Origin of the sequence: Nonomuraea muscovyensis (genome assembly GCF_014207745.1) — a bacterium.
Classification (GTDB): domain Bacteria; phylum Actinomycetota; class Actinomycetes; order Streptosporangiales; family Streptosporangiaceae; genus Nonomuraea; species Nonomuraea muscovyensis.
This window is the reverse complement of record NZ_JACHJB010000001.1, coordinates 2701173-2716052: the sequence shown is the minus strand read 5'-3', so window position 1 is coordinate 2716052 and position 14880 is coordinate 2701173. Positions and strand designations below refer to the sequence as shown.

Genomic DNA, 14880 nt, shown 5'->3' with positions numbered 1-14880 from the left:
CCAGGTTTTCCGCAGGATGTCCCCACCTTTATCCCCAGGCCCTGTGGGCGAAATTTCCGGGCATTGTGGGGCGCGGATCGGCCGTCCGCGCGCGTTTCCCCTGGTCCACAGTGTTATCCACAGGCTGTGCATAACAATCAGGACCCGCGAGTTGTCTGCTTGATCCGCATTGTCAGCTCGTTGACCTGGTTGTACATCGACCGGCGCTCGGCGATGAGTGACCGGATCTTGCGTTCGGCGTGCATCACCGTCGTGTGGTCGCGGCCGCCGAACTGCTGGCCGATCTTCGGCAGCGACAGCTCGGTCAGCTCGCGTGCGAGGTACATCGCGATCTGCCGGGCGTTGACGAGCGCCCGGCTGCGCGAGCTGCCGCACAGGTCGTCGATGCTGATGCCGAAGTACTCGGCCGTCTTCGCCATGATCGTGGCGATCGTGATCTCGGCGCCCGACTCCGAGGTGATCAGGTCCTTGAGCACCACCTCGGCGAGTTGCAGGTCCACACCCTGGCGGTTGAGGCTGGCGAACGCCGTCACCCTGATCAGGGCGCCCTCCAGCTCGCGGATGTTGGTGGAGATGCGGCTGGCGATGTATTCGAGCACCTCGGGCGGCGCGGCCAGGCCCTCCTGGATGGCCTTCTTGCGCAGGATCGCGATGCGGGTCTCCAGCTCGGGCGGCTGGACGTCGGTGATCAGCCCCCACTCGAACCGGTTGCGCAGCCGGTCCTCCAGTGTGATCAGCTGCTTGGGCGCGCGGTCGCTGGAGATGACGATCTGCTTGTTGGCGTTGTGGAGGGTGTTGAAGGTGTGGAAGAACTCCTCCTGCGTCTGTTCCTTGCCCTCCAGGAACTGGATGTCGTCCACGAGCAGGATGTCGATCGCCCGGTAGCGGCCGCGGAAGCCGTCGGCCTTGTGGTCGCGGATGCTGTTGATGAAGTCGTTGGTGAACTCCTCGGAGCTCACGTATCGCACCCGGGCGCCGTCGTACAGGCTCTGCGCGTAGTGCCCGATGGCGTGCAGCAGGTGCGTCTTGCCCAGTCCCGAGTCGCCGTAGATGAAGAGCGGGTTGTACGCCTTCGCGGGGGATTCGGCCACGGCGACGGCCGCCGCGTGTGCGAAGCGGTTGCTGGCCCCGATGACGAATGTCTCAAATGTGTATTTTTGGTTGAGACGGGCTGGTTCGCTCGGTTTGTTGCTCTTCGCTTCCCACCGGTTCGGCGTCGACTCCGGCGCTTTCTCCACAGTGGGCTGTGCCTGGTCGAAGGAGAAGCCAGGCTGTGGATATTCGGTGGATACCGAGGGCGGCTCGGCCTGTGGAGAGTAGAACTGCGGGGGCTCGGAAGCCTGGAAATGCTGGGAAGACGTGGGCTGTGCATAACGCAGCTGGGGCTCGGGACCCTGGGGATAACCTTGACCCACAGGTTGTGGATGAGGATCCGGAGCGGGCTGCTCGGGGGCCGTCGTATCGATCATCACGGCCAGCCTCATGGCCTTGCCCAGCTCCTGCGACAGCGCGTGGGCCACGAGCGGGCGCAGCTTGCCCTCGATGAGGTCCTTGAGGAAGTCGTTGGGGACGCCCAGCACGATCGTGTCGCCGGCCAGCGCGATCGGCCGGACCATGGACAGCCATGTGCGCTGCTGGACGGGCACGTTCTCGTTGAGGAAGTTGCCCAGCGCCCTCGACCAGACGGCGGCGAGGTCGACAGCGTTCATGGCGCGGCTCCCCTTCCTTTCTTTTTCGCGGCCCCCCGCGATCGTTTATCCACACCGGGCGCCGCCCGTGTGCCGATCGGCCCCGCCCGTCCACCGTGTGCTGCCGGGCTTCGCCCCCACGGCATCCACAGGAGATCCACAGGATTTCCACAGCCTGGGGGTGGCCCTGAAGAGGCCGACAGTAGCCATGTGCACACCTGTGTACAAGACGTTGTCCACAGCCTAGTGGTAGCCGCGCGCACATACTGTGGACACGGCGGAGGCGGTGGAAAACCCGCATGTGGATACGTGGACAACCGCGCGGATCGGCGGTCGGGGCGGTGGGCACGGAGTGCGCCGGTTTGACCTCGACGGCGCTTCCCCCGTAACGTACGACGGTCGGCTTGCCACGCGACGGCTATTTCGCGTGCCCTCGCTTCCCTGGCAGGCCAGCCATGTGTGTTGAAGCGCCCCTGGGCGCACCTTCAAGCCTGGAGCCCACCAGTGAGCAAGCGTACTTTCCAGCCGAACAACCGTCGCCGCGCGAAGACCCACGGCTTCCGGCTGCGGATGCGCACCCGGGCCGGTCGCGCCATCCTGGCCGCTCGTCGCCGTAAGGGCCGCGAGAAGCTGTCGGCCTGATCGCCCTGCGCCAGACAACCCCGCCCGCCGGTGAGATTCGCCGGCGGGCAATAGGCGCATAAGGTGCAATTTCTGTGTTGTCCCGACATTCCCGCATGCGGCGCGGGGAGGATTTCCAGACGGCCATCAAGCGCGGCAAACGCGCAGGTCGTCCCGCTCTCGTGGTGCATCTCAACGTTTCCGGGGAAGAGGCGCCCCAAGTCGGATTCGTGGTCAGCCGGGCCGTAGGGGGCGCCGTGGTCCGTAACAAGGTCAAGCGTCGGCTTCGACACCTGATGCGAGACCGTCTCGACCGGCTGCCGCGAGGTAGCCTGCTTGTGGTACGCGCCAATCCACCGGCCGCGTCAGCGCGATACGAGCACCTTGCCGCCGAGCTCGACCTCGCGTTGGATCGTCTGCTGAGGCGGCGCGAGTCCGCGACGGATGGACACAGATGACGGAGCAGCCGCAGGGGATGCCGAGCCTCGCCGCTCGGGCACTCATCGTCCCCATCCGGTTCTACCGGGCGTTCATCAGCCCGATGCTCGGTCCACGCTGCCGGTTCTACCCGTCGTGCAGCGCCTACGGGCTCGAGGCGATCGCCGTACACGGAGCACTGCGCGGCACCTGGCTGACTGTCCGGCGCATCGGGCGGTGCCACCCATTCCATCCCGGAGGTATAGACCCGGTGCCCCCACGCCCGGTTCGGTCCCACGAATTGCAAGGGAGATAGCTCGGTGGAGCTGTCCTGGCTCAGCTGGCTCTATGCAGCCGTCGCCCAAGTCATCATCTGGATCCATACCGGCTTCAGCACGTTCCTGAACCCGGACGGCGGCCTGACCTGGGCGCTGACGATCATCACGCTGACCGCGTTCATGCGGATCCTCATCTTCCCGCTGTTCCTCAAGCAGATGCGCTCGTCGCGGAAGATGCAGGAGCTCGCCCCCAAGGTCGCGGATCTGCGCAAGCGCTACAAGAACGACAAGCAGCGCATGAACCAGGAGGTCATGGCGCTGTACCAGGGCGCCGGCGCCAACCCCCTCGGCGGGTGCCTGCCCATCGTGGCGCAGTTTCCGATCTTCATCTCGATGTTCACCGTGCTGCAGGCCATGGCCAACGGCCAGGCCAAGTGGGGGATGACGCAGGAGCTCGTCGACAGCGCCCGCAAGGCCCACATCTTCGGCGCGCCGCTCCCGGCCAACTTCTTCATGTCGTCGGCCGACATCGAGGGCTTCGACGCCGGCGTCGTTCAGACGAAGATCGTGCTGGCCATTTTCGTGGCCATCAGCTCGCTGACAACGTTCCTCACCGTCCGGCAGAGCGTCACCCGCTCCATGGCCCAGATGCCGGACAACCCCATGGCGCAGCAGCAGAAGATCCTGATGTACATCTCTCCGCTGTTCGCCTTCTTCAGCCTGAACTTCCCGCTCGGCCTGATCCTCTACTGGGTGACCACCAACGTGTGGACGCTCGGCCAGCAGCACTGGTTCTACAGCCGGCACCCGATGCCCGAGTACGACGCCAAGGGCAACGTGATCCCCGCCAAGTCCAAGCCCGGCCTGTTGGCCAAGATTCGCGGCACCACCCCCGAGGAGCAGGCGCCTCCCCCTCCGCCGGAGCCTAAGATCGTCAGGCAGCAGCCCAGCCGCCAGCCCCGCAGCAAGCGCACCGGCAGCAAGAAGTCGTGAACACGAAGGAGAGGCCGGCCATGACCGAGGCCGAGCAGGACAAGGCTCCTGATCTCAACGCCCTCGAGCAAGAGGGTGAGATCGCGGCCGACTACGTCGAGGGGCTTCTCGACATCGCCGACATCGACGGCGACATCGACATGGACGTCGAGGGCGACCGTGCGCTCGTCTCCGTCGTCGGTGTCAGGGGCAACGAGCTGGTCGGCCCCGGCGGCGAGGTGCTCGAAGCGCTCCAGGAGCTGACCCGGCTGGCCGTCCACCGGCAGACGGGGGAGCGGTCGCGGCTCATGCTCGACGTCGCGGGCTACCGCGAACGGCGGCGCGCCGAGCTCACCAAGCTCGGCACCGAGGTCGCCGAACAGGTCAGGGACAAGGGCGAGCCCAAGTCGCTCAAGCCCATGACCCCCTTCGAGCGCAAGATCGTCCACGACGCGGTGGCCGCCGCCGGGCTCCAGAGCGAGTCCGAGGGCGAGGAGCCCCAGCGTTATGTGGTGGTCCTCCCCGCCTGACCCGCTGGGGTGATCCCACGCGAACGGCCGTCAGCCCCGGTGCCCGGGACTGGCGGCCGTTTTCGTACGACAGAGGTGCTTTCGTGCGCCGGGGTGGAGGCCGACGTGCACCTTCGGTTGGCGGCGAGCCCCGTGTCGCCGGCGGAGCGCACGGCTCAGACGGAAGGTGAGGCCCGTTGGGGGAACACGCACTCGCCGCTTCGGGCCGACGAGCCGAGGGCACTTCGCGAAGAAAAGGGGTACATCATGACGGAGCGACGCGGGTGCCCAGTGCCGCGGACGGGTGGGCGGCCCCCACTGGTCATCATCCGCCGCCCCACGCCCTAGCCTTGAGGGGGACGCCGTCCCGGGCCGCCTTGAACGGGACGCGGCCCCCGACCACCAGCCCCCGGCCGCCAAGGGCCGGACGCCGCCCCAGCCCGAACCCGCCAGCCCGAACCCCGTCGGCACCGCGACGGCGAGCACCACCAGCGACCACGTACCCGAGAAAGGCCATCGACCAGTGAGCGACGAGCTACCTGCTCCGCCGGACATCGCACGGGACGTCTTCACCGGCGAGGCGTGGGAGCGAGCGAACGCCTTCGCCGGGCTCCTGGCCGGAGCAGGGGTCGTCCGCGGGCTGCTGGGTCCACGCGAGGTGCCGCGCATCTGGGACCGCCACCTGCTCAACTGCGCCGTCGTCGCCGAGGCCGTCCCGCAGGACGCGCACCTGGTCGACATCGGCTCGGGCGCCGGCCTGCCCGGCCTGGTGCTCGCGATCGTACGGCCGGACATCAGGGTCACGCTGCTGGAGCCGTTGCTGCGCCGTACCGTGTTCCTGGAGGAGTGCGTCGACGTGCTCAAGCTGGAGAACGTCGAGGTGCTGCGCGGCCGGGCGGAGGAGCTGGCCGGCAAACGCCTGTTCGACGTCGCCAGCGCCCGTGCCGTCGCCCCGCTCGACCGGTTGCTGACGTGGGCCATGCCGCTGCTTCGCGAGGGCGGCGAGCTGATCGCCATGAAGGGGGAGCGCGCCGCCGAAGAACTCGCCGAGGCCGAACCCCAGCTACGTGCGAGCGGAGCGAAGACGGCCGAGCTTGTCACCGTCGGGCGCGGTAAGGTCGAGCCGCCCGCAACATTGGTTCGGGTGGTGGCGGGTCGCGCGCCGGAGGCCGGTAGGCGGCGACGAAGGAGGTGACGGTTGTGCCAGTCGCGTCAAGCGGTCTTGGCTGGCCTGGTGAGCCTCCGTCCGAGAGTCCCTCGGGTGTTGGCTGGCCTGAAATGGGCGTGTCGCGACGGCCAATTCCCGACCCCGGCAGGCCTCTGGTTGAAAGGATGGCGATCGTGACCCAGACCCCACTGAACCCCGGCGATTCACCCTTGGTACGAGAGGCACTCAGCTCTGTGGTTTCACGTGAAACATCTGCGACTCAGGCGGCCGCCCAGGCGGGGGAGACGTCCGGTGGTGGCGAGGGTGGCTGGCCGAGGCCGGCCAAGTGCAGAGTGATCGCCGTTGCCAACCAGAAGGGCGGGGTGGGCAAGACCACCACCTCCGTCAACATCGCCGCCGCCCTGTCGATGAACGGCCAGCGGGTGCTCGTGGTCGATCTGGACCCCCAGGGCAACGCCTCCACTGCGCTGGCCACCGAACACCGTGGCGATGTCCCGGACGTCTACCAGGTGCTGGTCGACGATCTTCCCTTGGCTGACATCGTCAAGCAGGTGCCCGAGATGCCGGGCCTCTACTGTGCCCCCGCGACGATCGACCTGGCCGGCGCGGAGATCGAGCTGGTGTCGCTCGTCGCCCGCGAAGCGCGGCTACGCCGGGCGTTCAGCGCGTACAGCGCCGAACTCGACTACATCATCATCGACTGCCCGCCGTCGCTCGGGCTGCTCACGGTCAACGCGCTGGTGGCCGCGGACGAGGTCATGATCCCCATCCAGTGCGAGTACTACGCGCTGGAGGGCCTGGGGCAGCTCCTGCGCAACGTCGATCTCATCAAGGCACACCTCAACCCGACGCTCCGCCTGTCCACGATCGTCCTCACCATGTACGACGGCCGTACGCGGCTGGCGTCCCAGGTGGCCGAGGAGGTCCGGGCGCACTTCGGCGAGACGGTGCTGAACACGGTGATCCCGCGCAGCGTCCGCCTGTCGGAGGCGCCGAGCTACGGGCAGTCGGTCATGACGTACGACCCGGGTTCGAGCGGCGCGATGGCGTACATGGACGCGGCCCGCGAGATCGCCCACCGCGCCCTGGTCTGAACAGGGCGGCCCGGGTTGACCGGCGGACGTCGTCCGCCTGCACCGCGCCGGCTGCTGGGGCGCGGCTTTCCGGGGGAGCGCTGCCCGCATGTCCTGGACAGGCCCTTGGAGCGCGCTGCGGTCATGTGCTGAACCAACCGCCGGGAGACGCCGCGGTCACGTGCCGTACGCCCAGCGGCATTCCTACTGACCGACACGTTGCGTTTCCCGGGGGCCCGCCGGTCGCAGATCGCCTGAGTGAGCGTGCTCAGCTGCATCGGGAGTCTCGGGCACCTGCCTTCCGGCCCGCCTGTACGTTGGCCCGCCTGCACGTCGATCCGCCTGATTGCGGGCCCCCTGCACGTCGACCCCTGATTGAGGGGCCTGCCGGTATGTTGTGAACGGACATCGAGAAGTCCAGATACGCGGACACCAGTTCTCCGGACGGGCGGCCATGAAGTCCGCGGTTCCGTGGCCAGTGGCGGGATCGGTTCGCCATGCGCTTCGCGTTCGTACGACGGCTGTTCGTGGCGGGGCCGAGGGCGACTCTCGGAGCGTGCGGAGGCCGCCATCGACGCTGTACCGTCACAGTCGGTACGGGCACAATGGCCCGATGACAATGCAGTACGACAATACCGACGCGTTCCGTGGTGCGAGCTTCACGAGCGCCACCTTCGCGGCCGCGAAATTCCGCGACTGCGACATGCGCCAGATTAAGATCGTCGACTCCGTGCTCGTGGACGTCAGCGTGTCCGGAGACGTGCACAACTTCCTCGTCAACGACGTGGACGTCACCCCCTTCGTCGAGGCCGAGCTCGACCGGCGACATCCCGAGCGCGTACAACTGCGAGCGATGCGGACAGCCGATGACTTCCGCGCGATGTGGAACACAGTCGAACGGCTCTGGCTGGAGACGGTCGCCCACGCGGAGAGGCTGCCAGAATCGGCTCGCCACGAACGGGTCGACGGCGAGTGGTCCTTCGTCGAGACGCTTCGCCACCTGATCTTCGCCACCGACGCCTGGGCAAGCCGGACCATCCTCGACGAGCCAATGCCGTTCCACCGGTTCGGTCTCACACACACCGGTTATCCGCCCGCGGACGCGGCGGCAATCGGCATAGACCTTGATGCGCGCCCGTCGTACGCAGCAGTGATGGAGGCGCGCGCCGATCGCGTGGCGCTGGTGCGCGGCATTGTCGACGGCCTCACCGACACCGATCTTGCACGGATGTGCACGCGCGCACCTGCGCCCGGCCATCCCGAGGAACCGCGCTCGGTCGGGAGTTGCCTGCGCGTGGTGATGGAGGAGGAGTGCGAGCATCGCCGCTACATGGTGCGCGACATCGCGGTACTCGAAGCGCGCTGACTACAGCTGATGACGTCCGTTCACCGGCCCGGGCGGCGCTACGAGGGCAGAGTTGGAAGACCTCAAGCGGGCGCAGTGCTCGCAAACCGGCATCCGAGACTGCCAGCCGGGATCTCTGGTGACCGTCTACCAGGAGTCATCTGGCCGCCTGTCTGGAACAGTATGTCCGCCGACCAGGATTTCCTGGTGATCGCTTACATATGCCGGTACGCCTGCGCGTCGTGCTGCTGGTCCGGCTGCGCATCGGCACGTCTCTTTAGCGGGTGCGTCGACGCGGACGTGACTCCGGGCTGGTTTCGTGTGCTTTGGGCTCTGCGACTCGCCGCCCGAACGGGGTGGGAATGGCCTGTGCGGGGTGTGGCTATGGCGTCGTGGTGTAAATCCGACACAAGCCCGTGTGGCGAGGCGGCACCCGGTTGCGTTCACGACGGTAACCTCTCCTGGAGTGACCGGAATCGGCCGGGGTGGATGAGGAGACGCAGTGAGTCAGCAGCGGCGGGGATTGGGCAAGGGGCTCGGGGCACTCATCCCGACCGGCCCCATTGTTGACGGCACGGGGACGGCATCCCCTGTCGAAGGCTCGGCTGCGGAGTCAGGCCTCAAGCCGATCGCCGGGGCGTACTTCAAGGAGGTCCCTCTCGCCGCCATCGTGCCGAACCCGCGCCAGCCGCGTGATGTCTTCGACGAGGAGCGACTGGACGAGCTCGCGGCCTCCATCCGTGAGGTCGGCCTTCTGCAGCCGATCGTGGTGCGTCCGGTCGGGGGCGGGCAGTACGAGCTGATCATGGGGGAGCGCCGCTGGCGGGCGAGCAAGCAGGCCGGGCTGGACGCCGTTCCGGCGATCGTCCGCAACACCCAGGACGACGACCTCCTCCGTGACGCCCTCATCGAGAACCTCCAGCGCGAGCAGCTCAACGCGCTGGAGGAGGCGGCCGCTTACCAGCAACTGCTCGATGACTTCCAGGCCACCCACGATCAGCTCGCGCAGAAGGTCGGCCGCTCCCGCTCCCACATCACCAACACCCTTCGCCTGCTCAACCTCCCGCCCGAGGTCCAGCTCTCCGTAGCCGCCGGCACCGTGAGCGCCGGTCACGCCCGCGCCATCCTCCGGCTCGACAGCCCCGAGGAGCAGATCCAGCTCGCCAAGCGCGTTGTCGCCGAACTCCTGTCAGTCAGGGCCGTCGAGGAGATCGTCGCCCTCGGCAGTGCTCAGGCAGCGGCGGCGCAGAAGCCGCAGCGCGAACGGCGACCCAACAGGCCCACCGCGCCCGGCCTCACCCACCTGGCGGACCGCCTGTCGGACCACTTCGAGACCAAGGTGAAGGTGGACCTGGGCCGGCGAAAGGGGCGCATCGTGGTGGAGTTCGCCACCATCGACGACCTGGAGCGCATCATCGGCACCATGGCACCCGAGGCCGCCCGAGCCATGCGGGAGCCCGTCGAGTAGCCGCAATGTTTCACGTGAAACCACGCAGTCACGACTGCCTTCCGTTTCACACTGACCAGCGACGCCCGCGCCCCCTGCCTCACACCCTCCGCGCGCCTGTGTCCTCTTCCTCATGTCAGCCAGTTACGGTCCTCCCTGCCTGTTTCACGTGAAACATCGCTGACACCGTCGAACCTTCGGGTGGCTTTCGGTAGAGGCAACTGGCGACCCCTGCCTGCGGCCGGCTCTCACCCCGGTCGTTCATCGCCCACTCGGCATCCACCCACCGCTCACGCACGCCGCCCATCGCTCACGCTCCCGGCCAGCCGCCCACCGTTTGCTGCCCGCCGCGCGCTACCCGCCGTCTGTTGCTGCCCTGATATCCGCCGCCAGGCGTCGTTCGGCGGTCGCCTTGTCGGTGTTTGCGTGTCATCCGCGACCGGTCACCCGTCTCCAGAGAAGTCGTGGTCGCCCGCCCGTCGGCGTCATTCGGTGTTCGTCCGGAGCGCGCCGTCGTCTCTCGCTCGTTCGGCATTCGTTCGTCGAACGATGCGCACAGTCGTCCGTCGTCCGCCAGTCACTCGACGCCCATCCACCCGTCCGGCCGTCCGCCCCGGCCCCGGTCCCCTGACCCGCGGTCCCCTGACCCACGGTCTCCCGACTCGCGGCCCCCCGACCTGCGACCCGCGACCCTCGGCCCCCGGCCCGCGGTCCCTGGCTGCCTCCGGCTGCTTGTCCCTGGCCGCTGGTCTCCGGTCCCCGACCCTCGGCCCGCGGCCCCCCGACTCGCGGCCCCCCGACTCGCGGCCCCTGGCCCGCGGTCCCTGGCTGCCTCCGGCTGCTTGTCCCTGGCCGCTGGTCTCCGGTCCCCGACCCTCGGCCCGCGGCCCCCCGACTCGCGGCCCGCGGTCCCCGGCCCCCGGCTGCTTGTCCCTGGCCGTCGGCCCTCGGTTGCTGGTTCGCAGTCCCAGGTTGTCGGATCGGGCTAATGGCCCCAGGTCGGTGGCCGCCGCCACCGGCCGCCGAGCCGGCCGCCGTCCATCGCCGGAGACCGGCTGCACGCCGGCCCGGTCGTCGTTGGTGGTCGCCCCTCCGGCTGGGGGTGGTGGGCGGCGAGGGGTGAGTCGTCGGGGCGACGGCTTGGTGTTCGTTGCTTGGGGTCGATGTTTCACGTGAAACCGTGCCCGGGAGCGGTCAGGTGGAGACCTTGCGGAGGTCGTCCACCAGGTGGTCCACCTGTTCCGGTGTCGTGTCGAAGGCCGTCATCCAGCGGACGACGCAGGCGTCCTCGTCCCAGTAGTGGAAGAGGTAGCGCTCCTTCAACGTGGCGGCCACGGCGGGAGGCAGGGCGACGAAGACGGCGTTCGACTCGACGGGGTAGGCGATCCGTACGCCTGGTACGTCGGCGACTCCCGCCGCGAGACGGGCGGCCATGTCGTTGGCGTGAGCGGCGTTGCGCCGCCAGAGGTCGTCGGCGAGCAGCGCGGAGAGTTGCGCCGAGATGAAGCGCATCTTCGAGGCGAGCTGGAGGGACTGCCTGCGCAGGAAGGGCACGCCGGTGACGAGTGAGCCGTCGAGAACGACCACGGCCTCGGCGGCCAGCGCGCCGTTCTTGGTGCCGCCGAAGCTGAAGACGTCGACGCCCACGTCCGTGGTGATCGTACGCAGGCCGCAGGACAGGTGGGCGGCGGCGTTGGCCAGCCGTGCGCCGTCCACGTGCAGCCGCATCCCGGCGTCGTGGGCCGCCTGGGCGAGTGCCGCCAGCTCGGCGGGGGAGTAGCAGGTGCCCAGCTCGGTGACCTGCGACACCGAGACGACGCTGGGCTGCGACTCGTGGTGGTTGCCCAGGCCGCCCAGGCGGCTGGTGATGTCACCCGGCCTCAGCTTGCCGTCCTCGGTGGGGACGGTGATGAGCTTGACGCCGAGCAGCCGCTCCGCCGCTCCGGCCTCGTGGGTGGCGATGTGGGCGGTGTCCGGACAGATGATGGCGTCGTACCGGCCGAGCATGAGCGCCAGGCCGACCATGTTCGCGCCGGCTCCGTTGAGCACCGCGAAGCCTTCCGCCGCGTCCCCGAAGACCTCCTTGACGCGGCGCTCGAAGGTCGCCGTCCATCTGTCGTCCCCGTACGCCGGGGCGTCGCCGTGGTTGGCCGCCGTCATGGCGTCGAGGACGTCCGGGTGCACTCCGGCGTGGTTGTCACTGGCGAAGCTCTTGGGATACCTGGATTCGATCGGCACACCGCCAGGCTACTGAGCGGTCGTACGCGCCCGGTCGGCCGGAGCAGGGGGCGCGTCATGGGCCGTGGTGGGGGTCGACCGCGCCGGGTGTGCGGGAGGAGGTGACGCCGGGGAGGGGAGGCGTCGGTCCGCCCGGGATCAGTGGTGCGGCGGTGGAACGGCCCAGACGCGGGCGGAGTCCGGGAAGCGGTGAAGGGTGGCGGGAGCGCGACGTGATGGGAGGAGTCTCAGCGAGGGCTGCCGGTAGACGGTGGGGGAGTGCTGCGGTGGGTGGCCGCCGACCGGATGGCCGGCAGCCGGGTGGCCTCCCTTCAGGGGCGGGGGCGGGAGGCGGCGTTGCGGAGCAGCGTGGCGCAGACGTCGCCGAGGTCCTGGCCGGCGGACTCCACCGCCATCGGCAGGAGGCTCGTCTCGGTCATGCCGGGCGCCACGTTCACCTCCAGGAAGTGCGGCTGCCCGTCGGCGTCCACGATGAGGTCGGTACGGGAGACGTCGCGCAGCCCCAGCGCGGTGTGGGCCGTGACCGCCATCTCCGCACAGGCGGCCGCGGCCTCGGGAGAGAGGCGAGCCGGTGCGAAGAACTCGGTGTGCCCGGCCGTGTAGCGAGCGGCGTAGTCGTAGACGCCCTCGTCGGGCACGATCTCGACGGCGGGCAGCGCGATGGGCCCGCTGCCGAGGTCGACGATGGAGACCGCCACCTCGACGCCCTCGACGTACCGCTCGATCAGCGCCGTGTCGCCGTACGCGAAGCACCCCACCATGGCGGCCGGAAGCTCTTCGGCGGTGCGGACGAGGGAGGCGCCCAGCGCCGAGCCGCCCCGGGCGGGCTTGACGAAGAGGGGCAGCCCGAGGTGCTCCACGATGCGCCCCAGCACTGCGGTGGCGCCCAGGTCGTGGAACGTCTCCTTGGGCAACGTCACGGAGTCGGGGGTGCGCAGTCCGACCGAGCGCACGACGGCCTTGGCGGTGGGCTTGTCGAAGGCCACCCGGCACGCGTCGGGGTCGGCGCCGACGTAGGGCACGTTGAGCAGTTCCAGCACCGAGCGGATCGCCCCGTCCTCGCCCGCGCCGCCGTGGAGGGTGACGAAGACGGCGTCCGGCGGGTCGGCCAGGATCGACGGCACCAGCGACGCGTCCGTGTCGCGGGTCTCCACGTCGATGCCGGCGGCCCGCAGCACCTCGCTCACCCGACGGCCGGAGCGCAGGGACACCTCCCGCTCGTAGGAGAGGCCCCCTGCCAGCACGAGCACGTGCCCCACATCGCTCATCACATCTCCTCAGCCGATCGGACGCTGTCCAACGGTACCGGCGTGCGGGGGCGGGGGTGTACGCCAGCCCTGCGTGGTGGCGTCGCGAGTCGGGCGAGCTCGCCCGCCGAGAACGACGAGGCCGCCCCGCCACGCGCCGCCCCTGGTGTGTCTGCCCTCCGCGCGGTGTCCCCTCCGCGCGGTGTCGGGGAGCACGCCCGTCTGCCCGTGCGGTGTCCAGAGGACGTCTGCCTTCCCCCGCCGCCCCGGAGCACCGTGAGGGGTCGTCGGTCCGGAGCAGGTCTGGCTTGGTGGTGTGTCCGGAAGGGTCGACGCGAGGCGCTGCGGGTCAGGCGCGGCGCATGGCCGGGAGTTCCCGTCCCCGACGGTCAGAGCGGCCCGAGGGTCACCCAGCAGGGCGATGGTCGTGCTCATTCCAGCACATTCACGGGAAAGGGAACGGCCGGCGACCCCGAGGAGGGGGCGCCGGCCGTGCCGGGCGAAGGAAGGGTCAGGCCAGGTCGGGGCCGGGAGTGTCCACCCCGGCGTGGCCGCGTGTGCTGCCCGTGCCGAACGTGTCGCGGAGCTGGATCTCCTGTTCGATCACCCCGGACAGTCGTCGAACCCCTTCGCGGATCCGGTCGGGTTCGGGGTAGCAGTAGGACAGCCGCATCTGCCGGGCTCCGCTCCCGTCGGAGAAGAACCCGGTGCCGGGCACGAACGCCACCCGCTCGGCCACTGCCCGCGGCAGGATGGCCTTCGAGTCGAGCCCCTCGGGCAGGGTGGCCCAGACGAAGAACCCGCCCCCAGGGCGGGTCCAGGTGACCTCGGGCGGCATCAGCGCGACCAGGGCCTCCAGCAGCGCGTCGCGGCGCTCCCGGTAGAGCTCCCTGAACGTCTTGATCTGCTCCTGCCACGGCTGCGTGGCGAGGTACTGGCCCACGGCGAGCTGTGTGAACGAGGAGTGCGACAGCACGGCCGACTCCATGGCGAGCACCAGCTTGTCGCGGACGGCGTGTGGGGCCAGCGCCCACCCGACGCGGAACCCGGGGGCGAGCGTCTTGGAGAACGACCCCAGGTAGACCACACCGTCGGGGTTGTCGGCCCGCAGCGCGCGCATCGGCTCGCCGTCGAAGCCGAGGAGCCCGTACGGGTTGTCCTCGACGATGAGCACGCCGGCCCGCTGGCAGATGTCGAGCACCTGCTGGCGGCGGGCGAGGTTGAGCGTTACACCGGCGGGGTTCTGGAAGGTCGGGATCGTGTAGAGGAACTTGATCGGCGCCCCGGCGGTCTCCAGGGCGTAGATGGTCTGGGCCAGGGATTCGGGCACGATGCCCTGTTCGTCCATGGCGACATGTACGACTTTGGCCTGATAGGCGGCGAACGTGCCCAGGGCGCCCACGTACGAGGGCCCCTCGGCCAGCACCACGTCACCGGGGTCGATGAAGATGCGGGTGATGAGGTCGAGCGCCTGCTGCGACCCCACCGTGACGACGACGTCGTTGGCCCCGGCGTGGATTCCCTCCATCCGCATGACCTCGCAGATCTGCTCGCGCAGATGCGGATCACCCTGCCCTGAGCCGTACTGGAGCGCGACCGGGCCGCGCCTGGTCACCAGGTCGGAGACGAGCTCGCCGACCATGTCGAGGGGAAGGGCGGTGACGTACGGCATGCCGCCGGCGAGCGAGACCACCTCGGGCCTCGACGCGACGGCGAACAGAGCTCGGATCTCGGAGGCGACCATCCCGGTAGCTCGCGCGGCGTACCGATCGACGTAGGCGTCGATGCGCGACCCTTGGGTCGCGGGCGTCTGACCGTGATCCCGCTCATCCGTCACGGTCCACCTCCTAGGTGTCATGGAGACCTGGAATATCAGG

Annotated in this window: 13 protein-coding genes; 9 read left to right on the top strand and 4 right to left on the bottom strand. The window is 69.1% G+C overall.

What is annotated here, in order from left to right; translation table 11 throughout:
- Nucleotides 1–137 precede the first annotated feature (137 nt).
- Complete coding sequence (gene dnaA / locus FHU36_RS12840; RefSeq protein WP_185083933.1) at nucleotides 138–1709, bottom strand: chromosomal replication initiator protein DnaA; 1572 nt, start codon at nucleotides 1707–1709, stop codon at nucleotides 138–140.
- A 483-nt stretch (nucleotides 1710–2192) separates the two neighbouring features.
- Here dnaA and rpmH point away from each other — a divergent pair, with 483 nt between their 5' ends.
- From rpmH to FHU36_RS12795, 9 genes are all read left to right on the top strand, one after another.
- Complete coding sequence (gene rpmH, locus FHU36_RS12835; protein ID WP_043614899.1) at nucleotides 2193–2330, top strand: 50S ribosomal protein L34; 138 nt, start codon at nucleotides 2193–2195, stop codon at nucleotides 2328–2330.
- A 74-nt stretch (nucleotides 2331–2404) separates the two neighbouring features.
- Nucleotides 2405–2767: a ribonuclease P protein component gene (gene rnpA / locus FHU36_RS12830; protein ID WP_185083932.1), complete on the top strand. Its 363-nt coding sequence runs from the start codon at nucleotides 2405–2407 to the stop codon at nucleotides 2765–2767.
- Nucleotides 2768–2784: 17 nt separating this feature from the next.
- Nucleotides 2785–3042 carry a membrane protein insertion efficiency factor YidD gene (yidD, locus tag FHU36_RS12825; RefSeq protein WP_185084778.1) on the top strand — a complete coding sequence of 86 codons (258 nt, stop codon included), beginning with the start codon at nucleotides 2785–2787 and terminating at the stop codon, nucleotides 3040–3042.
- A 4-nt stretch (nucleotides 3043–3046) separates the two neighbouring features.
- Nucleotides 3047–3997: a membrane protein insertase YidC gene (yidC, locus tag FHU36_RS12820; protein ID WP_185083931.1), complete on the top strand. Its 951-nt coding sequence runs from the start codon at nucleotides 3047–3049 to the stop codon at nucleotides 3995–3997.
- 20 nt (nucleotides 3998–4017) lie between these two features.
- A complete protein-coding gene (locus FHU36_RS12815; RefSeq protein WP_185084777.1) occupies nucleotides 4018–4506 on the top strand; it encodes a Jag family protein in 489 nt (162 codons plus the stop codon).
- Nucleotides 4507–5008: 502 nt separating this feature from the next.
- Nucleotides 5009–5680 carry a 16S rRNA (guanine(527)-N(7))-methyltransferase RsmG gene (gene rsmG / locus FHU36_RS12810; protein ID WP_185083930.1) on the top strand — a complete coding sequence of 224 codons (672 nt, stop codon included), beginning with the start codon at nucleotides 5009–5011 and terminating at the stop codon, nucleotides 5678–5680.
- Nucleotides 5681–5817: 137 nt separating this feature from the next.
- Nucleotides 5818–6747, top strand: coding sequence for a ParA family protein (locus tag FHU36_RS12805; RefSeq protein WP_221495861.1), 930 nt, complete (start codon nucleotides 5818–5820; stop codon nucleotides 6745–6747).
- 592 nt (nucleotides 6748–7339) lie between these two features.
- Entirely contained in the window at nucleotides 7340–8092 is a 753-nt protein-coding gene (locus FHU36_RS12800; RefSeq protein ID WP_221495860.1) for a DinB family protein, read from the top strand.
- A gap of 481 nt (nucleotides 8093–8573) precedes the next feature.
- Nucleotides 8574–9539 (top strand): ParB/RepB/Spo0J family partition protein, encoded by a 966-nt coding sequence (locus tag FHU36_RS12795; RefSeq protein ID WP_185083928.1) that lies wholly within the window; start codon nucleotides 8574–8576, stop codon nucleotides 9537–9539.
- Nucleotides 9540–10712: 1173 nt separating this feature from the next.
- On the opposite strand, the gene FHU36_RS12790 is transcribed toward FHU36_RS12795, so the two are convergent.
- The 3 genes from FHU36_RS12790 to FHU36_RS12780 form a co-directional block, all read right to left on the bottom strand.
- Entirely contained in the window at nucleotides 10713–11756 is a 1044-nt protein-coding gene (locus FHU36_RS12790) for a threonine aldolase family protein (RefSeq protein WP_185083927.1), read from the bottom strand.
- Between the two features lie 311 nt (nucleotides 11757–12067).
- Nucleotides 12068–13024: a D-alanine--D-alanine ligase family protein gene (locus FHU36_RS12785; RefSeq protein ID WP_185083926.1), complete on the bottom strand. Its 957-nt coding sequence runs from the start codon at nucleotides 13022–13024 to the stop codon at nucleotides 12068–12070.
- A 490-nt stretch (nucleotides 13025–13514) separates the two neighbouring features.
- A complete protein-coding gene (locus FHU36_RS12780; protein WP_185083925.1) occupies nucleotides 13515–14861 on the bottom strand; it encodes an aminotransferase-like domain-containing protein in 1347 nt (448 codons plus the stop codon).
- Nucleotides 14862–14880 lie beyond the last annotated feature (19 nt).